18 protein-coding genes and 1 riboswitch are annotated in these 22258 nt (G+C 68.3%); of the genes, 15 read left to right on the forward strand and 3 right to left on the reverse strand.

What is annotated here, in order from left to right; genetic code table 11:
- Nucleotides 1-197: 197 nt before the first annotated feature.
- From JWP83_RS30270 to JWP83_RS30280, 3 genes are all read left to right on the forward strand, one after another.
- On the forward strand, nucleotides 198-884 hold the full coding sequence (locus JWP83_RS30270) for a TetR/AcrR family transcriptional regulator (protein ID WP_297739011.1): 687 nt from the start codon (nucleotides 198-200) through the stop codon (nucleotides 882-884).
- 112 nt (nucleotides 885-996) lie between these two features.
- The gene (locus tag JWP83_RS30275; protein WP_297739013.1) at nucleotides 997-1497 is read left to right on the forward strand and encodes a VOC family protein; all 501 of its coding nucleotides are present in this window, start codon (nucleotides 997-999) and stop codon (nucleotides 1495-1497) included.
- A 106-nt stretch (nucleotides 1498-1603) separates the two neighbouring features.
- Complete coding sequence (locus JWP83_RS30280) at nucleotides 1604-3076, forward strand: FAD-binding protein (RefSeq protein ID WP_297739027.1); 1473 nt, start codon at nucleotides 1604-1606, stop codon at nucleotides 3074-3076.
- Nucleotides 3077-3191: 115 nt separating this feature from the next.
- Here the strand turns inward: JWP83_RS30280 and JWP83_RS30285 are convergent, their stop codons facing one another.
- Nucleotides 3192-5111, reverse strand: a complete 1920-nt coding sequence (locus JWP83_RS30285) for an ABC transporter ATP-binding protein/permease (protein WP_297739029.1) — start codon at nucleotides 5109-5111, stop codon at nucleotides 3192-3194.
- Nucleotides 5112-5205: 94 nt separating this feature from the next.
- Here JWP83_RS30285 and JWP83_RS30290 point away from each other — a divergent pair, with 94 nt between their 5' ends.
- The 12 genes from JWP83_RS30290 to gcvP all read left to right on the forward strand — a co-directional run bounded on the left by JWP83_RS30290 (nucleotide 5206) and on the right by gcvP (nucleotide 19068).
- The gene (locus JWP83_RS30290; RefSeq protein ID WP_297739031.1) at nucleotides 5206-6849 is read left to right on the forward strand and encodes an acetolactate synthase; all 1644 of its coding nucleotides are present in this window, start codon (nucleotides 5206-5208) and stop codon (nucleotides 6847-6849) included.
- Between the two features lie 106 nt (nucleotides 6850-6955).
- A complete protein-coding gene (secA2, locus tag JWP83_RS30295; protein WP_297739033.1) occupies nucleotides 6956-9292 on the forward strand; it encodes an accessory Sec system translocase SecA2 in 2337 nt (778 codons plus the stop codon).
- A gap of 140 nt (nucleotides 9293-9432) precedes the next feature.
- Nucleotides 9433-10062: a CDP-alcohol phosphatidyltransferase family protein gene (locus JWP83_RS30300; protein WP_297739034.1), complete on the forward strand. Its 630-nt coding sequence runs from the start codon at nucleotides 9433-9435 to the stop codon at nucleotides 10060-10062.
- Complete coding sequence (locus JWP83_RS30305) at nucleotides 10055-10981, forward strand: DUF881 domain-containing protein (protein ID WP_297739035.1); 927 nt, start codon at nucleotides 10055-10057, stop codon at nucleotides 10979-10981. Before JWP83_RS30300 ends, JWP83_RS30305 begins: the two co-directional genes overlap by 8 nt.
- Nucleotides 10982-11036: 55 nt before the next feature.
- A complete protein-coding gene (locus tag JWP83_RS30310) occupies nucleotides 11037-11369 on the forward strand; it encodes a small basic family protein (RefSeq protein ID WP_297739036.1) in 333 nt (110 codons plus the stop codon).
- A gap of 121 nt (nucleotides 11370-11490) precedes the next feature.
- Nucleotides 11491-12372, forward strand: a complete 882-nt coding sequence (locus tag JWP83_RS30315) for a DUF881 domain-containing protein (protein WP_297739037.1) — start codon at nucleotides 11491-11493, stop codon at nucleotides 12370-12372.
- 37 nt (nucleotides 12373-12409) lie between these two features.
- A complete protein-coding gene (gene gcvH / locus JWP83_RS30320; RefSeq protein ID WP_297739040.1) occupies nucleotides 12410-12808 on the forward strand; it encodes a glycine cleavage system protein GcvH in 399 nt (132 codons plus the stop codon).
- A gap of 316 nt (nucleotides 12809-13124) precedes the next feature.
- Nucleotides 13125-13589, forward strand: coding sequence for a glycogen accumulation regulator GarA (garA, locus tag JWP83_RS30325; RefSeq protein WP_297739080.1), 465 nt, complete (start codon nucleotides 13125-13127; stop codon nucleotides 13587-13589).
- A complete protein-coding gene (locus JWP83_RS30330; RefSeq protein ID WP_297739042.1) occupies nucleotides 13589-14332 on the forward strand; it encodes a MerR family transcriptional regulator in 744 nt (247 codons plus the stop codon). Before garA ends, JWP83_RS30330 begins: the two co-directional genes overlap by 1 nt.
- Before the next feature lie 64 nt (nucleotides 14333-14396).
- Nucleotides 14397-14891 carry a bifunctional nuclease family protein gene (locus JWP83_RS30335; RefSeq protein ID WP_066933175.1) on the forward strand — a complete coding sequence of 165 codons (495 nt, stop codon included), beginning with the start codon at nucleotides 14397-14399 and terminating at the stop codon, nucleotides 14889-14891.
- 340 nt (nucleotides 14892-15231) lie between these two features.
- Nucleotides 15232-15861 (forward strand): MerR family transcriptional regulator, encoded by a 630-nt coding sequence (locus JWP83_RS30340; protein WP_297739057.1) that lies wholly within the window; start codon nucleotides 15232-15234, stop codon nucleotides 15859-15861.
- Nucleotides 15862-15931: 70 nt separating this feature from the next.
- A riboswitch (glycine riboswitch) is annotated at nucleotides 15932-16029 on the forward strand.
- A gap of 168 nt (nucleotides 16030-16197) precedes the next feature.
- Nucleotides 16198-19068 carry an aminomethyl-transferring glycine dehydrogenase gene (gene gcvP / locus JWP83_RS30345; protein WP_297739060.1) on the forward strand — a complete coding sequence of 957 codons (2871 nt, stop codon included), beginning with the start codon at nucleotides 16198-16200 and terminating at the stop codon, nucleotides 19066-19068.
- 73 nt (nucleotides 19069-19141) lie between these two features.
- On the opposite strand, the gene JWP83_RS30350 is transcribed toward gcvP, so the two are convergent.
- Both JWP83_RS30350 and JWP83_RS30355 read right to left on the reverse strand, forming a co-directional pair.
- Nucleotides 19142-20002, reverse strand: a complete 861-nt coding sequence (locus JWP83_RS30350) for a haloalkane dehalogenase (RefSeq protein WP_297739063.1) — start codon at nucleotides 20000-20002, stop codon at nucleotides 19142-19144.
- Nucleotides 20003-20098: 96 nt separating this feature from the next.
- A complete protein-coding gene (locus tag JWP83_RS30355; protein WP_297739066.1) occupies nucleotides 20099-22204 on the reverse strand; it encodes a substrate-binding domain-containing protein in 2106 nt (701 codons plus the stop codon).
- Between the last annotated feature and the right edge of the window lie 54 nt (nucleotides 22205-22258).

Raw genomic sequence — 22258 nt, forward strand, 5'->3', positions numbered from 1 at the left:
ATCCTTTACGCCCTCATCCGCGACCACCGCACCTGGCAACCCGACTCACCCCCGATCACCACGACCGCGGCTTGACTTTCTCATTGAGAGTCCTCTCTGGCGGGGGATACGAGAGCGGTGCTCTCTATGCCGAACACGCTGCCACAGGCCCCGCCAAAAAGCAAGAGCGGTGATCTCGGTTGTGCCAGACTGGCCGCGTGGGCAAACGCCGGGAATCGCGGGAGCAGATCGAGGCGCGAATCATCGAACTCGGCCGCCGCCAGCTGGTGGACGGCGGCGCCGCCGCGCTATCGGTGCGCGCGATAGCCCGTGACCTCGGCATGGTGTCCTCGGCCGTGTACCGGTACGTGTCCAGCCGCGACGAGCTGCTGACCTTGCTGCTGATTGACGCCTATTCCGACCTGGCCGACACCGTGGACCGGGCCCGCGAGACCGTGGGCGACCTCTGGAGCGACGACGTCATCGCGATCGCGCGGGCGGCGCGGCGGTGGGCCGTGGCCCATCCGGCCCGCTGGGCCCTGCTGTACGGCAGCCCCGTCCCCGGATACCACGCGCCCGCGGCCCGCACGGTCGCGGCCGGCACCCGAGTGGTGGGAGCGATCTTCGACGCCGTGGCCGCCGGGATCGCGACCGGAGACATCCGGTTGACGAATGATGTTGCGCCGCAACCGATGTCGTCGGACTTCGAACGCATTCGCCAGGAGTTTGGGTTTCCGGGCGACGACCAGGTTATCGCCAAGTGCTTCTTGTTGTGGGCGGGCGTGCTGGGCGCCATCAGCCTCGAGGTGTTCGGGCAGTACGGCGCCGATACCCTGACCGATCCCGCGGCGGTCTTCGACACCCAGCTGCGGTTGCTGGTGGACGTGCTGAGCCAGCACGGATAGCTGGCGAATTAGAACGTGTTCATCGGGCTTTTGCGCGACGGACGCGGGCGCTCGCGGCAAAGCCTTCTTGGCCCTTTCTGACGGCCAGCCGACTGGGCTATCCTGCGAGACGATGACCCTTCCCACTCAATCGCCGACACAGATCGCCTGGGTCACCCCGGACCTGGATGCCACCGAAACCGCCCTCACCGGCCTATTAGGCGTTCGGAAGTGGGTGCGGATACCCGACGTGCACTTTGCCCCGGACACTTGCAGCTACCTTGGCAAGCCGGCCGATTTCGTCGCCAGCATCTCGCTGAGCTACCTCGGCGACATGCAGTTGGAGCTGATCTCGCCGGTCCGTGGGGAGAACATCTATAGCGACTTTCTGCGGGAATCGGGGCCCGGTCTGCACCACATCTGCACGGAGGCGCCCAGCCCCGAACGATTCGACGCGGCGTTGGCGCAGGCCGCTGAGCAGGGGGCCCCGGTTGTGCAGCGGGGCGTGATGCCCGGCGGCATCCAGTTCGCCTATGTGTCGGCGCGCCAAGCGGGGGTGCCGTTTCTGGAAATCGCCTACGTCTCGCCCGAGATGAGGGCGTTCTACGACTACATCAAACAGGAGCAGCGGTGAGCCGCGCCAGCGACGATGCAGTGGGGGCACCCCCAGCCGCGCAGCGGCGAGGGGGACGCAGCGATGTGGGGGTACCTCCCGCTTGCGGGGGAGAGGAGTGGCTCCAATGAGCACCGAGATCCCAGCAACGGTCAACGCGGACACGGCGGCGTCCTGGTCGGATGAGGTCGACGTGGTGGTGATCGGTTTCGGCATCGGCGGCGGGTGCGCGGCGGTGAGTGCGGCGGCCGCCGGCGCGCGGGTGCTGGTGCTCGAGCGCGCGGCCGTGGCGGGGGGCACCACTTCCCTTGCGGGAGGCCACTTTTACCTCGGCGGCGGGACCGCAGTCCAGCAGGCGACCGGCCACCCCGACTCGCCGGAGGAGATGTACAAGTACCTCGTCGCCGTGTCACGGCAGCCGGACCACGCCAAGATTCGTGCCTATTGCGAGGGCAGCGTCGAGCATTTCGATTGGCTGGAAGACTTGGGTTTTCAGTTCGAGCGCAGCTACTTCCCGGGCAAGGCCGTGATCCAGCCCAACACCGAGGGGCTGATGTTCACCGGCAACGAGAAGGTGTGGCCCTTCCTGGAGAAGGCGGTTCCCGCGCCGCGCGGCCACAAGGTGCCCGTGCCCGGCGACACCGGCGGCGCCAGCATGGTGATCGACCTGCTCCTCAAGCGCGCGACGAGCCTCGGCGTGCAGGTCCGCTACGAGACGGCGGCCACCCAGCTCGTCGTGGATAGTTCGGGCGCTGAGACCCGCGTGACCGGCGTGCTGTGGAAGCACTTCGCCGAAACCGGTGCGATCAAGGCAAAGTCGGTGATCATCGCTGCCGGGGGGTTCGTGATGAATCCGGAGATGGTAGCCAGGTACACCCCGAAGCTCGGCGAGAAGCCTTTCGTGCTCGGCAACACCTATGACGACGGCCTGGGCATCCGGATGGGCGTCTCCGCGGGCGGCGCCACCCAGCACATGGACCAGATCTTCATCACCGCGCCGCCGTACCCGCCGTCGATCCTGCTCACCGGGATCATCGTGAACAAGCTCGGGCAGCGGTTCGTCGCCGAAGACTCATACCATTCCAGGACCGCCGGGTTCATCATGGATCAGCCGGACAGCGCGGCGTACTTGATCGTCGACGAGGCGCATCTGGAGCATCCCAAGATGCCGCTGGTGCCGCTGATCGACGGCTGGGAGACCGTGCCCGAGATGGAAGCCGCGCTCGGCATCCCGCAGGGCAATCTGGTCGCGACGCTGGACCGCTACAACGCCCATGCCGCGCGCGGCGAGGACCCCGATTTTCACAAGCAACCGGAATTCCTTGCGCCGCAAGACAAAGGGCCATGGGGCGCGTTCGACCTGTCACTGGGTAAGGCGATGTACGCCGGCTTCACCGTCGGCGGACTGGCCACATCCGTGGACGGGCAGGTGCTGCGCCAGGACGGGTTGCCGGTGCCCGGCTTGTATGCGGTGGGGGCGTGCGCCTCCAACATCGCCCAGGACGGCAAGGGTTATGCCAGCGGAACGCAGCTGGGGGAGGGTTCGTTCTTCGGTCGCCTCGCCGGCGCGCACGCGGCCCACAGCACCGGGGGCGCGTAGGCGCGGCCGTGACCGGCGTGGCGCACCGAGGCTGTAATTTTGCCGCAAAAGTGCGAGTAAACCTCCGCGGATTTACAGCCTCGCGACGCTCGGGGGCAACCCCGGCCGCAAACCGCTAAACCTGCGCGGGCTCCTTCTTCACGGGGCCGAGCCGCCACTGGCCGCCGCCAAGCAAATGCAGCTCGTGGGCATGGTGCTGCTCGACGGCGCGGCGGTGGCTGACGCTGACCACGACGCAGTCGGGCAGTTCGCTGCGCAGCATCTGGTAGAGCGCGAATTCCAATCCCTCGTCGAGCGCGGACGTGGCCTCGTCGAGGAAGACCGCCTTGGGCTTGGTGAGCAGGATGCGAGCGAAGGCGACGCGCTGCTGCTCGCCGGGGGAGAGCACCTTGGCCCAGTCCCGTTCTTCGTCGAGGCGATCGCAGAGCGGCGCCAGCGCCACCTTCGTCAGCGTGTCCCGCAGGGTGTCGTCGGCGATCTCGTCGGGCGAATTCGGGTAGCACACCACGCCCCGCAGGCTGCCCAGCGGCACGTACGGCATTTGCGACAAGAACATCGTCGCGTTTTCGCCGTCGGGGCGGCACAACGTTCCCGAGGCATACGGCCACAATTCGGCCAGGCTGCGCAGCAGCGTCGTCTTACCGGCGCCCGAGCGCCCAGTGATCACCAGGGTGTCGCCGGTGTCCAGCTGCACGTCAAGCGAGTCGATCAACTGGTCACCCGCGGGCGTGCGCACCTCGACGTTGGCGAGCTCGACGGCCACCTCCTCGCTCGGCTTGACCAACAGCGTCGGCAGCGCACGGCCCCGGGCGTTGGCGTCGACGAGACCGTGCAACCGGATGATCGCGGCGCGGAAGGACGCGAACGCGTCGTAGTTGTTGCGGAAGAACGACAGCGAGTCATGAATGTTGCCGAACGCCGTCGCCGTCTGGCCCACATCGCCGAAGTCGATTTGGCCGGCGAACAACCGCGGCGCCTGAATTACCCAGGGCAACGGGACGATGGTCTGTGACACCGACCAGTTCCACCCGTTGAAGATGATGGTTCGGCGGACGAACTTGCGGTAGTTGGCGATGATCGGTCTGAAGCGCCCCCACAACTGCGCGCGTTCGACCCGCTCGCCCCGATAGAAGCCCACCGCCTCGGCCGCGTCGCGCAACCGCACCAGGGCATAACGAAACGCGGCGTTGAGCTTCTCGTTGTTGAAGCTCAGCGAGATCAGGGGGCGCCCCAGCCACACCGCCACCACCGTCGCGATCAGCACATAAACGAGAACGGTCCAAAACATGGCCCGCGGCAACGTGAAGCCGAAGAGGTTCAGCTCGCCGGACAGGTTCCACAGGATGGCGGCAAACGAAATCACCGAGGCCACCGCGTTGACGGCACCGAACAGCAGGGTGCTCCCCGTGCCGTTGGAAGGGATGTTCGGGGTGCCGCCGGAGTTGGCGGTAAAGATGTCGACGTCCTGCTGGATGCGCTGGTCCGGGTTGTCAATGGTGTTGTCGATGAACAGATCCCGGTAGTAAGCCCTGCCGTCCAGCCAGTCGTCGGTGAGGTGGGCGGTCAGCCACATGCGCCAGGCGATGATGAATCGCTGCGTCAGATAGACGTCCGCGGCGAACCGGATGACATACAGCGCCGCCAGCACCACGAAAATCCCGATGGACATCCAAAAGCCGTGAATCCCAGAGTTTTTGACGGCGTCATTGCCCGCCGCGATGCCCTGCACCGCCTTCTGAACCGACGTGTACAAGTCGTTGCCCTGGTAACTGAGTAGCACGGTGAGGCGCACCGCGAGGAGCACCGACAGCAACAGCACCGCGAGACCCAGCCACGCCTTGACGCTCGCCGCGCCGACGAAGTATCCGCGCGTGATCCGCCAGAACTGCTGGCCCCAGGGTGTCAGGTACCTGAACGCAATGAGCACGGCCAGCAGGCAGACCGCGCCGACGGCCCACGCCATGGCGATCCACCGCACGGAATCAACGAGTGCCGTCGACCAGTCGATCGACGGCTTGAACGGCGTGGGGCCCAACTTCGACGTCTCCTTGTTACCGAGGCATGCAGGAAAGCCTCATGGTGATACTTCCCCGAGAAGGTACCCGAGGGATTGTGGATAGGCTGCCGGCATGAGCATCGACGCTCCGTCCAGCCCGACCGTACATGCCGGCCGGCTCATCGCACGCCGGCTCAAAGCCAGCGGCATCGACACCGTGTTCACGTTATCGGGCGGCCACCTGTTCTCCATCTACGACGGGTGCCGTGACGAGGGTATCCGGCTGATCGACACCCGGCACGAGCAGACCGCGACCTTCGCCGCCGAGGGCTGGTCGAAGGTGACGAGGCTGCCCGGAGTGGCGGCGCTGACCGCCGGGCCGGGCGTCACCAACGGGATGAGCGCGATGGCGGCGGCACAGCAGAACCAGTCGCCGCTGGTGGTGCTGGGCGGCCGGGCCCCCGCGCTGCGGTGGGGCATGGGCTCGCTGCAGGAGATCGACCACGTGCCGTTCGTGGCGCCGCTGGCTCGATTCGCCGCTACCGCGCAGTCGGCCGACGACGCCGGCCGGTTGGTCGACGAGGCATTGCGGGCGGCGGTCGGCGCCCCGTCGGGTGTGGGATTCGTCGACTTCCCGATGGACCACGCCTTCTCGATGTCGGAGGATGACGGCCGGCCCGGCGCCTTGAGCGCGGTGCCGCCCGGCCCGACCCCGGATCCCCAAGCCCTCGACCGTGCCGTCAGCCTGCTGGCGGCGGCGCACCGGCCGGTGATCATGGCGGGCACCAACGTCTGGTGGGGACACGGGGAGGCGGCGCTGCTACGCCTCGCGGAGGAACTTCAAATTCCGGCGTTGCTGAACGGGATGGCCCGCGGCGCGGTGCCCGCCGACCACGCGATGGCTTTCTCGCGGGTCCGCGGCAAGGCATTGGGGGAGGCCGACGTGGCGCTGATCGTCGGCGTGCCAATGGATTTCCGGCTGGGCTTCGGCAAGGTGTTCGGGCCGGAAACCCAGCTGATCGTGGCCGACCGCGGCGAACCCGTCCGCGAGCATCCCCGTCCCATCGCCGCCGGTCTGTACGGCGATCTCACCTCGATCCTCTCGGCCCTGGCCGCAACGGCTGGTGCCCCCCACCAGGACTGGGTCGACGAGCTCCGAACGGCCGAGACCGCGGCGCGCGCCCAGGAGAAGGCCGAGCTCGCCGATGACCGGATCCCGCTGCATCCGATGCGGGTCTATGCGGAGCTGGCGCCGCTGCTGGACCGCGACGCCATCGTCGTCATCGACGCGGGCGACTTCGGGTCCTATGCCGGCCGGGTGATCGACAGCTATCTGCCGGGCTGCTGGCTGGACAGCGGCCCCTTCGGCTGCCTCGGTTCGGGCCCCGGTTACGCGTTGGCCGCCAAGCTGGCCCGGCCCGACCGCCAGGTCGTGCTGCTGCAGGGCGACGGCGCGTTCGGCTTCAGCGGAATGGAGTGGGACACCCTGGTCCGGCACGGCGTGCCGGTCGTGTCGGTGGTCGGCAACAACGGGATCTGGGCGCTGGAAAAGCACCCCATGGAGGCGTTGTACGGCTACTCGGTGGTGGCGGAGCTGCGTCCGGGCACGCGCTACGACGAGGTGGCGCGCGCCCTGGGCGGCCACGGCGAGCTGGTGGCCGCGCCCACCGAGTTGCGGCCCGCGCTGGAACGCGCCTTCGCCAGCGGCCTGCCCGCCGTCGTCAACGTGCTCACCGACCCGACCGTCGCCTACCCACGCCGATCCAACCTCGCCTGACGGGTCCACCCCACGCGCGAGCGTGCGCAGTTGCACGCCAATCCCCGGCGTGTCGCGGACCAACACGCACGCTCGCGAGGGTGGGCGGCTCGCGTACCGTTGACCTGTGCCAAAGACCACCCGGACCCAACCCGGCCGCCTGACTAGCCGGTTCTGGCGACTGCTCGGCGCCAGCACCGAAAAGAACCGCAGCCGGTCCCTCGCGGACGTCGACGCCTCCTCGGAATTCGACCAGGAGGCCGCCGATCTCAGCGACGAGAAGCTGCTCAAGGCGACCGGGCTGCTCAAGCTCGGCGACCTCGCGGAGTCCGCCGACGTCCCGCAGTTCCTCGCGATCGCCCGGGAAGCGGCCGAGCGGGCGACGGGGTTGCGACCATTTGATGTGCAGCTCCTCGGTGCGCTGCGGATGCTGGCCGGTGACGTGATCGAGATGGCCACCGGTGAGGGCAAAACACTGGCCGGCGCGATCGCCGCCGCCGGATACGCCCTGGGCGAGAGGCACGTGCACGTCGTGACCATCAACGATTACCTCGCCCGCCGCGATGCGGAGTGGATGGGTCCGCTGCTGGAGGCCATGGGGCTGACGGTCGGCTGGATCACCGCGGAGTCGACGAGCGAGGACCGCCGGACCGCCTACGGCTGCGACGTCACCTACGCCTCGGTCAACGAGATCGGCTTCGATGTGCTGCGCGACCAGCTGGCGACCGACGTCGACGACCTGGTGTCACCCAATCCCGACGTGGCCCTCATCGACGAGGCCGACTCCGTGCTGGTCGACGAGGCGCTGGTGCCGCTGGTGCTGGCCGGCACCACGCATCGCGAGACACCGCGGCTGGAGATCATCAAGCTGGTCGGCGAGCTGGACGGGGGCACGGACTTCGACACCGACTCCGACAGCCGCAACGTCCACCTGACCGACGTCGGCGCCCGCAAGGTCGAGAAGGCGCTCGGCGGCATCGATCTGTACTCCGAGGAACATGTCGGCACCACCCTCACCGAGGTCAACGTGGCGCTGCACGCGCACGTGCTGTTGCAGCGCGACGTGCACTACATCGTGCGCGACGACGCGGTGCACCTGATCAACTCCTCGCGCGGCCGCATCGCGCAACTGCAGCGCTGGCCCGACGGCCTGCAGGCCGCGGTCGAGGCAAAGGAGGGCATCGAGACCACCGAAACGGGCGAGGTGCTCGACACCATCACCGTGCAGGCGCTGATCAACCGCTACGCCACCGTGTGCGGCATGACCGGCACCGCGCTGGCCGCCGGCGAGCAGCTGCGCCAGTTCTACAAGCTCGGTGTCTCACCGATTCCGCCGAATACTCCCAACATTCGCGAGGACGAATCCGACCGGGTCTACATCACCGCAGCCTCCAAGAACGACGCGATCGTCGCGCACATCGCCGGGGTGCACGAGACCGGGCAGCCGGTGCTGGTCGGCACCCGCGACGTGGCCGAGTCCGAGGAGCTGCACGAGCGGCTGCTGCGCCGCGGCGTGCCCGCGGTCGTGCTCAACGCGAAGAACGACGCCGAGGAGGCGAAGGTGATCGCCGAGGCCGGCGAGCACGGCACGGTCACCGTGTCGACCCAGATGGCCGGGCGGGGCACCGATATCCGCCTCGGCGGATCCGACGAGGCCGACCACGACCGCGTCGCCGAACTGGGCGGGCTGCACGTGGTGGGGACGGGCCGGCACCACACCGAGCGGCTCGACAACCAGTTGCGCGGCCGCGCCGGACGCCAGGGCGACCCCGGGTCGTCGGTGTTCTTTTCGAGTTGGGAGGACGACGTCGTCGCGGCCAATCTCGACCACAACAAGCTGCCCATGCAAACCGATGAGGACGGCCGGATCGTCAGCCCCAAGGCGGCCGGGATGCTGGACCACGCCCAGCGGGTCGCCGAGGGCCGGATGCTGGACGTGCACGCGAACACCTGGCGCTACAACCAGCTGATCGCCCAGCAGCGCGCCATCATCGTGGATCGCCGAAACACGTTGCTGCGCACCGCAACCGCGCGCGAGGAACTCGCCGAGCTGGCGCCGGACCGGTACGAGGAGCTGACGCAGCTTATGCCCAAGGACGAGTCCGAATCGCGCCTGGAGAAGATCTGCCGGCTCATCATGCTGTATCACCTCGACCGCGGCTGGGCCGACCATCTGGCGTATCTGGCCGACATCCGCGAAAGCATCCACCTGCGGGCGCTGGGCCGGCAGAATCCGCTGGACGAGTTCCACCGGATGGCGGTCGACGCGTTCGCGTCGCTGGCGGCCGACGCCATCGAGGCGGCTCAACAGACCTTCGAAACCGCGAACGTGCTCGAAGACGAGCCGGGGCTGGACCTGTCCAAACTGGCGCGACCGACGTCGACGTGGACCTACATGGTTAACGACAATCCGCTGTCGGATGACACGCTGTCGACCCTGAGCCTGCCCGGGGTTTTCCGCTGATTGATCGCCGCACGTAACGTCGCGGCGAAAAATCGCGCCGAAAATCGCCGCGGCGTATCCCCCGCAAGCGGGTGGTGCTCCCAGCGCACGGCCCAATCCGTCGTGCGGACCGCATCCTCGTCGGGCTAATGTCACGGCTCATGGAGCCCGAGCTTCCGCCCGATCGGGTGCTGACGGTGCCCAACGCACTGAGCGCCGTCCGCCTGCTGCTCATCCCGGTATTCGTCTACGTCCTGCTGTTCGCGCACGCCAACGGGTGGGCCGTGGCGATCCTGATGTTCAGCGGGGCCTCCGACTGGGCCGACGGCAAGATCGCCCGAACGCTCAACCAGTCCTCGCGGCTCGGCGTTCTGCTGGACCCGGCGGTGGATCGCCTCTACATGGTGACCGTTCCGATCGTCCTGGCGATCAGCGGGATCGTGCCGTGGTGGTTCGTCATCACGCTGCTGGTGCGCGACGGGCTGCTGGCGGCGACGCTGCCGCTGCTTCGCAGTCGCGGGCTGTCGGCGCTCCCGGTGACCTACGTAGGAAAGGGTGCCACCTTTGCGTTGATGGCCGGCTTTCCGTTGGTGTTGCTGGGAACTGGCGGCGCCGAATGGAGCCGCGTGCTGAGGGCCTGCGGCTGGGGCTTTTTGGGCTGGGGTTTGTATATGTACCTGTGGGCGTTCGTGCTGTATGCCGTGCAGATGACCTTGGTCGTGCGCCGCATGCCCAAGCTGAAACAGCCTGCCCGCCGGCCGGTGACACGCAAGGCGGGTGAGCATGACTGAGGAGGACCGCCTGCTCGGCGGCTATGACCCCAACGCCGGCCGCAGCGCCCACGCCGCCGCGCGGCCCCAGCTGATCCCGGTGCCCTCCCTGCTGCGCGCCCTGCTGTCGGAGCACCTGGATCCCGGCTATGCCGCGGCCGCGGCCAGACGGGGCAGTTCCGGCTCGGCAACGCGTGGGCGGGAACGCGCCTTCGGCTGGCTTTGGCAGGCTCTGGCGGCGCTGCTGATCGCCACGGTATTCGCCGCCGCAGTCGCGCAGGCACGCTCGGTCGCGCCCGGCGTACGCACCGCCCAGCAGCTGCTGTTGCAAAGCGTGCGTTCGTCGGAAGTCGCGGCGGCCAAGCTGGGCCAAGAGCGCGGCGCCCTGTCGACCCGAGTCGACGACGTGCAGCGACACGCGCTGGCGGAAAACGCCCAGGGGCAGCGGCTGCTGACCAGTCTCGACGCGCTGGGCCTCGCGGCGGCCAGCACGGCGGTCATCGGTCCCGGTCTCACGGTGACCGTGACGGATCCCGGTGCCAGCCCGAACCTTTCCGACGTATCCAAACAGCGCGTCAACGGAAGCAGGCAGATCATCCTGGACCGCGACCTCCAGCTGGTCGTCAACTCGTTGTGGGCCAGCGGCGCCGAAGCCGTCTCCGTCGGCGGTGTCCGGATCGGACCGAACGTCACCATCCGGCAGGCCGGCGCGGCGATTCTTGTCGACAACAACCCCACCAGCAGCCCCTACAAGATCCTGGCGGTCGGGCCGCCGCACTCGATGCAGGACGTCTTCGACAACAGCCCCGGCCTGCAGCGCCTTAGGCTGCTAGAGGCCTCTTACGGTGTCGTCGTCACCGTGAACGTCGCCGACGGCCTATCGCTGCCCGCCGGACCGACCCGGGATGTCAAGTTCGCCAAACAGATTGGGCCCCGGTGAGACAACCCCTCGCCAGACGCATCTCCCGCGGAGAAATGCCGACGGGAGACCGGGCATGATCGGGATCGCGGCGCTCGTGGTCGGCATCGTGCTGGGCCTGGTTTTCCACCCCGCCGTCCCCGAGGTCATCCAGCCCTATTTGCCGATCGCGGTGGTGGCCGCGCTCGACGCGGTGTTCGGCGGATTGCGCGCCTACCTCGAACGGATCTTCGACCCCAAGGTCTTCGTGATTTCGTTCGTGTTCAACGTCTTCGTGGCCGCCCTCATCGTCTACGTCGGCGACCAACTGGGCGTTGGCACGCAGCTGTCCACGGCGATCATCGTCGTGCTGGGTATCCGCATCTTCGGCAACGCCGCCGCCCTGCGGCGCCGGCTGTTCGGGGCATGACCGCGGCGACGATGCAGTGGGGGCACCCCCAGCCGCGAAGCGGCGAGGGGGACGAAGCGATGTGGGGGTACCTCCCGCTTGCGGGGGAGAGGAGCGGCGCTATGACACAGATGAGGTCGCCGTGAGCCAGGACCCGCCCGATCGCGCCGCCGCCGAAAGTCGCGACGCGCCAACCCCGCACGGTCACTCCGAAGCCGAGCCCGCCGCGAGCGAGGGTGCGCATCACGGCCGCCACGAACTACCGGCGCACCGCCCGCGCCCCGACATCGGGCCCGTGCACCGCACGGGGTTGTCCGCGCTGCTGCGGGGCGGTCGCTCCCGTCTGGCCTTCGGGGCGCTGGCGACCCTGCTGTGCCTCGTCCTGGGGATCGCCATCGTCACCCAGGTCCGCCAGACCAAGTCGGGCGACGCGCTGGACACCGCCCGCCCCGCCGACCTGTTGGTGCTGCTGGACTCGCTGCGGCAGCGCGAGGCCACGCTGAACACCGAAGTCGGCGAGCTTCAAAACACGCTGAATTCATTGCAGGCCTCCGGCAACAACGATCAGGCCGCGATCCAGAGCGCCCAGGCCCGGCTGGCCGCGCTGTCCATCCTGGTCGGCGCGGTGGGCGCGACCGGCCCGGGCGTCACCATCACGATCGAGGACCCCGGGCCCGGGGTCTCACCGGAGGCGATGCTCGACGTGATCAACGAGTTGCGGGCCGCCGGCGCCGAAGCGATCGAGATCAACGACGCACACCAGTCCGTGCGGGTGGGCGTCGATACCTGGATCGTGGGTACGCCCGGCTCGTTGACCGTCGACACCAAGAACCTGTCGCCCCCGTATTCGATTCTGGCGATTGGGGATCCGCCCACACTGGCCGCGGCCATGAACATCCCCGGCGGTGCGGAAGACAGTGTCAAGCGCGTCGGCGCGCGGATGTCGGTGCAGCAGGCCGACCGAGTGGACGTGACCACCTTGCGACAACCAAAACCGCACCAATACGCTCAGCCCGTCAAGTGAACTTGCCTTGTTAGAAGCGACCAGAACAGGATCACCCGTGAGCGATATCCCGTCCGATCTGCACTACACCGCCGAACACGAGTGGGTTCGACGCAGCGGTGAGGACATCGTGCGGGTCGGTATCACCGACTTTGCGCAGTCGGCGCTGGGCGATGTCGTCTTCGTTCAGCTGCCCGATGTGGGCAGCCAGGTGACCGCGGGCGAATCCTTCGGCGAGGTGGAATCGACGAAGTCGGTGTCGGACCTGTTCGCGCCGGTCTCGGGCACGGTGTTGGCGATCAACGGCGACCTGGACGGCAGTCCGCAGCTGGTCAACTCCGACCCGTACGGGTCCGGCTGGCTGGTGGATGTCCAGGTTTCGGCCGCCGCCGAGCTCGAGTCGGCGATTTCGACGCTGCTCGACCCTGAGGCCTACCGCGGGACACTGACCGAATGACGATTGCTAATGTGCCTGCCAGCCCCGCTCGGCGATGCGGGCGGCGCAGCCGGTTGGAGTCGGTGGGGGAGCCATCCCCACCTACTTGTGGCGGAAGCCGGACAATCGGGCTTGCGATCCTCCGGCGGGGGCACATCGCGGACCGGTGCGCGGTACGGTCGACAGATCGACACTTGTTAGACACTAGACAGTCAAGTAATCGGCAGTGCGGGGCTAGAAAAACTCAGGAAACCTCGAGAGACCTAGGGGAGAGCCGGGCGAGCGGCCCGGTTCGGATAACGCCACAGCGGCCAGTGAGGAGCAGCGCGTGACGGGCATGGACAACGACCAGAACTCTGACGAAGTCACGGTGGAGACGACTTCGGTCTTCCGCGCCGACTTCCTCAACGAACTCGACGCCCCCGCCCAGGCGGGCACCGAGAGCGCGGTATCGGGGGTCGAAGGACTCCCGGCCGGCTCGGCGTTGCTGGTCGTCAAACGCGGACCGAACGCCGGGTCGCGCTTCCTGCTCGACCAGGCGACCACGTCCGCCGGGCGGCATCCCGACAGCGACATCTTCCTCGACGACGTCACCGTCAGCCGTCGCCACGCCGAATTCAGGTTGGAGAATAACGAATTTCACGTCGTTGATGTCGGTAGCCTGAATGGCACCTACGTCAACCGTGAGCCCGTCGATTCGGCGGTCCTGGCAAACGGCGACGAGGTGCAGATCGGCAAGTTCCGGTTGGTCTTTTTGACCGGCCCCAGGCAGGGTGACGACGACGGAGGTTCCGGAGGGTAGTGAGCGCACCCGATAGCCCGGCGCTGGCCGGGATGTCGATTGGGGCTGTCCTCGACCTGTTGAGGCCGGATTTCCCCGATGTCACAATCTCCAAGATTCGCTTCTTGGAGGCTGAGGGGCTGGTGACGCCGCAGCGCGCCGCGTCGGGATATCGCAGGTTCACCGCATACGACTGCGCGCGGCTGCGCTTCATCCTCACCGCGCAGCGCGACCACTACTTACCGCTGAAGGTGATCCGGGCGCAGCTGGACGCCGTGCCCGAGGGCGAGCTGCCGCCGATCGGATCGCCTTACGGTGTACCGCGATTGGTGTCGGTGCCGAGCAACGGGGAAGCGGAGGCCGGCCCCGATGCGGCGGCGGTGGCCCCCACCCGGATCCGGCTGAGTCGAGAGGACCTCCTGGAACGCTCGGGCGTGGACGACGAACTGCTGACGGCTTTGCTCAAGGCGGGGGTGATCACCACCGGCCCGGGCGGCTTCTTCGACGAACACGCGGTGGTCATTCTCCAATGCGCGCGGGCGCTGTCCGAATACGGCGTCGAACCGCGGCATCTGCGCGCCTTCCGTTCCGCGGCCGACAGGCAGTCCGATCTGATCGCCCAAATCGCGGGGCCGCTAGTGAAAGCTGGGAAGGCCGGCGCCCGCGATCGCGCCGACGACCTGGCGCGTGAGGTGGCCGCGCTCGCCATCACGTTGCACACCTCGCTGATCAAGTCTGCCGTTCGCGACGTTCTCCATCGCTGAGGATTAGACTTCGTTGGACAGCTTGGTGTTCGGCGGGCTGAAGAGATGCGGAGGGCGGACACAGATGGGTGAAGTTCGTGTTGTCGGCATTCGCGTCGAGCAGCCGCAGAACCAGCCGGTGCTGTTGCTGCGCGAAGCCAACGGCGACCGGTACCTGCCAATTTGGATCGGTCAGTCCGAAGCCGCCGCCATCGCGCTGGAGCAGCAGGGCGTCGAACCGCCTCGCCCGCTGACGCACGACCTGATCAGGGATCTCATTGCTGCCCTTGGGCATTCGCTCAAAGAGGTGCGGATCGTCGATCTCCAGGAGGGCACCTTCTACGCCGACCTGGTCTTCGACCGCAACATCACCGTCTCGGCGCGCCCGTCCGACTCGGTGGCGATAGCGCTGCGGGTCGGCGTTCCGATCTATGTCGAGGAGGCCGTGCTCGCCCAGGCCGGTCTGCTCATCCCCGACGAGAGCGACGAAGAGGCCAACACCGCCGTCCGCGAGGACGAGGTCGAGAAATTCAAGGAGTTCCTCGACAGCGTGTCTCCTGACGATTTCAAGGCCACCTAGCGAGTCGCGACCACCCACCGCGACCAGGCGCAAACTCGCACGACTCTGCCCGAATGATGCGATTCTGCTGGGGGCACCTCCCGCTTGCGGGGGACTGCTCGGCGTACGACTACGCTGGACGCCGACATCACGGATGCATCTCATCTGGCAGCGCGATGTCGACACGCTGGACGATGGTGCTGCCACTTGGCCCCGCGGCGGCCATACTTTGATGACGACTTAGGGCGCGGCGGCTATCGAAAAGCGTAAGCTCACTAGCACTCGGGCCTGAGCAAACGTGGCTGCGGTGCAGCCAGAGACGCAGCTACCGATGACAGCGCGATCGGCGAGAGGAACCACCGTGAGCGACCAGCCACGTCAAGAACAGCTCGACCTAGCTGACAAAGCGAACGCCGCCAGCAGCGACCAACCCGTCACCGCACCGAGCGCACCCGTTCAACCGGGGTTGTTCCCCGACGATTCCGTGCCCGACGAGCTGGTGGGCTACCGCGGGCCGAGCGCCTGCCAGATCGCCGGGATCACCTACCGGCAGCTGGACTACTGGGCGCGGACCTCACTGGTGGTTCCGTCGATCCGCAGCGCGGCGGGCTCCGGCAGCCAGCGGCTCTACTCGTTCAAGGACATCCTGGTTCTCAAGATCGTCAAGCGCTTGCTCGACACCGGCATCTCGCTGCACAACATCCGCGTCGCGGTCGACCATCTGCGCCAGCGCGGCGTCCAGGATCTCGCCAACATCACCCTGTTCTCGGACGGCACCACGGTGTACGAGTGCACATCGGCCGAAGAGGTCGTCGACCTGTTGCAGGGCGGCCAGGGCGTGTTCGGCATCGCCGTGTCCGGGGCGATGCGCGAGCTGACCGGCGTCATCGCGGACTTCCACGGTGAGCGCGCCGACGGCGGCGAGTCCATTGCGGCCCCGGAAGACGAGCTGGCGTCCCGGCGCAAGCACCGCGACCGCAAGATCGGCTGACCGCGCCCTTCGGCGTGCGACTGAACACCACGCCGCGCGTCGACGCGGCCGAGTAAACTGGCGCACGCATCGCACTCGAGCGGGAGAGTTTCGTGGCTGCCAGTCACGGACGCCGAAGGAGCAACACCTCTCCGTCAACCTCTCAGGCACCCGGACCGCGCGAGTTAACGATGCCTCTGGAAAGCGGTGGCGTCCCCTGGAGATTTCCAGCGGTCCACACCCGCCGATGGGGAAAGGCGCCCAGGCAGCAGCAGGCGCCGAATCTCTCAGGCGCCCGGCGAACGGGTGAAGACAGAGGGAGAGGGCCGCTAGTCCCTCGACCTCAGGAGTTTCGCCTTGGCTGAAGATTCGGAGTTTGTTAGGCCCGCCCAGTCGCCCTTCGCAGCCCGGCACATCGGCCCAGACAGCCAGGCCGTCGCGGCCATGCTCGCCGTCATCGGCGTCGACACGTTAGACGAGCTGGCATCGAAGGCGGTTCCGAACGGCATCCTCGACACGCTCACCGACGGCGGCGCGGCGCCGGGTCTGGAAAAGTTGCCGCCGCCCGCCAGCGAGGCCGAGACGCTGGCCGAGCTGCGCGCGCTGGCCGACTCCAACACCGTGGCCGTGTCGATGATCGGGCAGGGCTACTACGACACGCTCACCCCGCCGGTGTTGCTGCGCAACATCATGGAGAACCCGGCCTGGTACACCGCCTACACGCCCTATCAGCCCGAGATCAGCCAGGGCCGGCTGGAGGCGCTCCTGAACTTCCAGACGGTGGTGGCCGACCTCACCAGCCTCGAGGTCGCCAACGCGTCGATGCTCGACGAGGGCACCGCCGCGGCCGAGGCCATGACGCTGATGCACCGCGCGGCCCGCGGCAGCACGAACCGGCTCGCCGTGGACACCGACGTCTTCGCCCAGACCGCGGCCGTGCTGGCCACCCGGGCCAGGCCACCGGGCATCGAGATCGTCAGCGCCGACCTGCGCAAGGGCCTGCCCGACGGTGACTTCTTCGGCGTCATCGCGCAGCTGCCCGGCGCCAGCGGCCGGATCACCGACTGGTCGGCGTTGGTGGCGCAGGCGCACGACCGGGGCGCGCTGGTCGCCATCGGCGCCGACCTGCTGGCGTGCACGCTGATCACCCCGCCCGGGGACATCGGCGCCGACGTCGCGTTCGGCACCACCCAAAGATTCGGTGTCCCAATGGGATTCGGCGGCCCGCACGCCGGCTACCTGGCGGTCCACACCAAGCACGCCCGCCAGCTGCCGGGGCGGCTGGTCGGCGTGTCGCTGGACGCCGACGGTTCACCGGCCTACCGGCTGGCGCTGCAGACCCGCGAGCAACACATCCGCCGCGACAAGGCGACCAGCAATATCTGCACCGCGCAGGTGCTGCTGGCGGTGATGGCCGCGATGTACGCCAGCTACCACGGCGCCGATGGGCTGGCCGGGATCGCCCGCCGCGTGCATGGCCACGCAGCGACGATCGCCGCCGCGCTGGGAGACGCGCTGGTACACAACGAGTACTTCGACACGGTGCTGGCCCGAGTGCCCGGACGCGCCGACGAGGTGCTCGCCGCGGCCAAGGCCAAGGGCATCAACCTGTGGCGAGTTGACGACGACCACGTCTCGGTGGCCTGCGACGAGGCCACCACCGATGCGCACGTTGCCGCGGTTCTGGATGCCTTCGGATCGGCGGTCGCCGATCGCGGCGGCACCGACGCCAACATGGGGGCGACCCGCACCTCGGAGTTCCTGACCCATCGGGCGTTTACCCAGTACCGCACCGAGACGGCGATGATGCGTTACCTGCGCACGCTGGCGGACAAGGATATTGCCTTGGACCGCAGCATGATTCCGCTCGGCTCGTGCACGATGAAACTCAACGCCGCCGCCGAGATGGAACCGGTCACCTGGCCGGAATTCGCCCGCCTGCACCCGTTCGCGCCGGCATCCGACACCCAGGGAGTGCGCCGCCTGGTCGCCGACCTGGAGAAGTGGCTGGTGCAGATCACCGGTTACGACGCCGTCTCGCTGCAGCCCAACGCCGGCTCGCAAGGCGAGTACGCCGGCCTGCTGGCCATCCACGACTATCACGCGAGCCGGGGCGAACCGCACCGCGACATCTGCCTCATCCCGTCCAGCGCGCACGGCACCAACGCCGCATCGGCCGCGCTGGCCGGACTGCGGGTGGTGGTTGTCGACTGCCGCGACGAGGCCGGTCGGGCTGGCGACGTCGACCTCGACGATCTGCGGGCCAAGGTGGCCGAGCACGCGGACCGGCTGGCGGCGTTGATGATCACCTACCCGTCCACTCACGGCGTCTACGAGCACGACATCGCCGAGATCTGCGCGGCCGTGCACGACGCCGGCGGCCAGGTCTACATCGACGGCGCCAATCTCAACGCGCTGGTCGGACTGGCCCGGCCGGGGAGGTTCGGCGGCGACGTCAGCCACCTGAACCTGCACAAGACGTTTTGCATCCCGCACGGCGGCGGCGGGCCGGGCGTCGGTCCGGTGGCGGTGCGCTCGCACCTGGCCACGTTCCTGCCCGGCCATCCGTACGCCCCGGAGTTGCCCGGGGGCCATCCGGTGTCGTCGGCGCCCTACGGGTCGGCCTCGATCCTGCCCATCACCTGGGCATACATCAGGATGATGGGCGCCGAGGGGCTGCGGGCGGCCTCGCTGACGGCGATCGCCTCGGCCAACTACATCGCGAGGCGTCTCGACGAGTACTTCCCGGTGCTTTACGCCGGCGAGAACGGCATGGTGGCCCACGAGTGCATCCTGGACTTGCGCGGCATCACTAAGGCGACCGGAGTGACCGTCGACGATGTCGCAAAACGGCTGGCGGACTACGGCTTTCACGCGCCAACCATGAGCTTCCCGGTCGCCGGCACGCTGATGGTGGAGCCCACCGAGAGCGAGAGCCTGACCGAAGTCGACGCCTTCTGCGAGGCCATGATCGCGATCCGCGGCGAGATCGACCGCGTCGGCGCGGGGGAATGGTCAGCTGAAGACAACCCGCTGCGGGGGGCGCCGCACACCGCCGAGTGCCTGCTGGTCTCCGACTGGGACCACCCGTACACCCGGGAGGAGGCGGCCTACCCGCTGGGCAAGGCCTTCCGGCCCAAGGTGTGGCCACCGGTGCGTCGCATCGACGGCGCCTACGGCGACCGCAACCTGGTCTGCTCGTGCCCGCCGGTGGAGGCGTTCGCCTGACGTGGCGCGGGCGTAACGCCACGGCGAAATTCGGCCGGTATTTTCGCCGTGGCGTTACGAGCGAGACCGGCCTTCAGCCGAAGCGCTCGATGATCGCCGCGGCGATCCGGTCGGGTGCGTCCTCCTGGATGAAGTGCTTGGCGTCCGGCAGCTCGACGAGGACGTGATCGGGGAACGTCGCGCGCATCCGCGGGATGGTCGGGCCGGGTGCGAAGGCGAAATCCTTCATCCCCCAAACGAACAGCGCGGGTTTGCCGCCCAATTGGGCCGGCACCTCCGCGGCAAGCCGGCCCAGCAGGGGATGGGCGGCCAGGATCTGCTTGGGCATCTCGGCCACGCCTTTCCGCGCCTCGGCGCTGGGCTGCACGGCCCGGTAGTGTTCCATCACCGCCGCGCTGAGGCGGTGCTGGGTCCCCGCCGGGATCAGCCGTTCGACGAAGAAATTCCGGCGCAGGATGGCGTATTGCATGGGCGGACTGGACATGACGCGGCTGAACGCCTTTGTCGACAGCGTGTCCGCCGGCCAGAACCAGGTGTTGCCCAGCACGATGCCGCGGACTCGAGCGGCGCGCTCGACCGCGACCGCCATGCCGATGGGCCCGCCCCAGTCCTGTCCCATCGTCAGATAGCCGTCGAGGCCGAGATGATCGACGAACTCGCCGACCACTTGGGCGTGCTCGTCGATCTTGTATCCGAATCCGGCGGGTCGCTCGGACAGCCCGAAGCCGAGGTAATCGGGTGCGATGCAACGGAAGCGGTCGCGCAGCGCAACGATGATGTTCCGGTACAGGAAGCTCCACGTCGGATTGCCGTGGCATAGCAGGATCGGCGGCCCGTCGCCCTCGTCCACGTAGTGCACGCGTCCGCGCGAGCTGTCGAACCAGCGCGACTGGAACGGATAAAGCCGGGGATCCGGGGTGAAATCGACCTTCATGACGCTCCCTTCGGGCAACGCCGCGATCGTATGCCTGAGGGGTGACAACGGGTCACACGCTCGGGAGACGCTCGCGACGGGTCGGCCGGTCGATCCTCAGCTCAAGAACGCGGTGAGGGCCGCGGCAAGGTCAGGGGACGCCGACGTGGCGATGTTCTGGTAGCCGCCGCCGCTGAGCTGGGCGACGGCCTCCCAGGTGGCGCGGTCGGGGTCGGCGCCGAAGTCGATGACGTTGACCGCGATCGGCTTGGCGGGGTCGGCGCTTTTGCGGATGAAGTCCTGCAACCCGGGCCCGTCCAACGTTTGGTCGGTGTGTGGCCCCGTCGTGATCACCAATATCGAATTCGGTTGGCCGGCACGGTAATTGGCCTGCATCTCTGGGTAGAGCATGCGCAGCGTGGTGAACGACACCGCGCCGCCGGGCGACGAATACTGCTTTTCCAGCGCGGCCGTCAGCGCAGCCGAACGGGGCTGGCCGTTGACGGGGTCGCCCAGCGGTCCGCCCGTCACCTCCGAGCGCCCCTCGTGGCCGTCGAAAGTCCACAGCCCAACGGCGGCGGTGGGCGGCAACGACTTGATCTTTTCCTGCAGTGCCCCGAGCACGTTGGCCAGCCGGGACTTTCCGCCTTCCTCGGTGGGCATCGACTGGTCGAGCAGGATGGTCGCGGCCAGCCCGCTGGACGGGGCGGCCATGGCTTCGGCCAGCGTGGCGCGCATCGCGTTGTCACCCACCGACAGGGTGCCGGGCAGCGCCGCGAAACTGGTGACCGGGCTGCTCGGCGGTTTGATCCCGTTCACCCGGAAGCCGGCCTTGGCCAGCTTCGCCAGTTGTTCCGGCTTCTGCATGAAGCGGGCGAACCCGTTGGCCGCGGAGCTCTGCTCGTGCGTCACCCAAGAGCCGCTGAGCTGCACCGCGGGGTAGTCGGCGACCGGCACCGGCCCGGGCGGCAGCCAGGACGCCAGCGTGTTCTTGGCGTCGGACAACGACTGGCCGCGCTGGAACAGCTGCTGCTCGGTGGTGATCACGGCGTGCACCGGCGCGGTCACCGCGTCGCCGGGCTTGAGCAGCGTGTTCATCGCCTCCGTCAGGGAGTTGTCCGCCAGCTTGGGCTGGGCGCTCAGCAACGTGCGCACGGCGCCGGTGCCCTGTGTCGGCGGCGCGCCCGCGGGTGCCGCCCCGGCCGCCACGGCCTCCCCGGCCAGGAGTGACGCGTCGGCGTTGCCGGTCATCGGCAGTGCCAGCCGCAGCGATCCCCACGCCGGCAGGTTCAGCCCGGCCAGCGAGTTCGGGTTGGTTTGCAGGCCGGGCAACGCCGCCCAGCCCTGGCTGGCCAAGGCCTGACCGAGTTCCGGCCGGACCGCGAGCATGACCGGCGAGGTGACCAGCGAACGGCTTTCGGTGATCGTCTTCTGCCCGGCGGCCGCGGCGAGCCGCGCGGCGGCGATCGAGCTGCCCGGGATCCACAACGCCGGCTGGCCGCCCAGGTCGGCCGGCCACTTGCCGGCGAAACCGTTGAGGACGGCATCGGAGCCGGCCGGCTTGACGCTCACCTCCATGCAGTGATCACCGACCGGGTCGGCTGTGGAGTTGTAGCTCTCCGCGAGCTGCTGCACGGGATCGGCGATCGACGGGTCGGCGATGACGGCGACGGTCTCTTTGCCTCCCACGCAGCGCGCGGCGGCGGTATGCGAGCGGTGGGACAACGCGTCACCGAAGAAAGTCCACAGGATCACGGTGCCCACCACGACTACCACGGCGACGAGCGCGACGATGACGCCGATGCTGACCCCTCGGCGCCCGCCCTCGCTGCGATGGCCGCCCCGCCAGTCGCCGAGTCCCCGGTGGCCGCCCCGGAACAGAGACGGCGGGGATGCCGGCGGCTCCGAGCTCGCCGGGCCCGCCTCGCGCGGCGGGAATTCCGGATACTCGTCGGCGGTGCCGGCCGCGAACGCGGCGTCGCCAGGGTAGGGGTGCTCGCCGGCCGGGGAATCCTGAAAGTCCCAGTCGTCCGCGTAAAGATCGCCCTCGGCGGCGGGGTAGTCGTCCTCGCGCGAATAATTGGGGTAATCGGCCCGCGGCTCGGGGCCGGGCTCGCGGTGGTGGTGACCCGTATCGTCGGCAGCGTATGGCTCGTCGGCCACGTACTCGTCAGCTGGAGGGTCGACGGAGTCCCTAGGGTCGGGCATGCTGTGCCTACCCATACCGGTGCCCGCCGCCTTTCCGTCGACCCGTCGCGTGACCTGTTGTGGACTCGG

The organism is Mycobacterium sp. (genome assembly GCF_025965855.1).
Taxonomy (GTDB): Bacteria; Actinomycetota; Actinomycetes; order Mycobacteriales; family Mycobacteriaceae; genus Mycobacterium.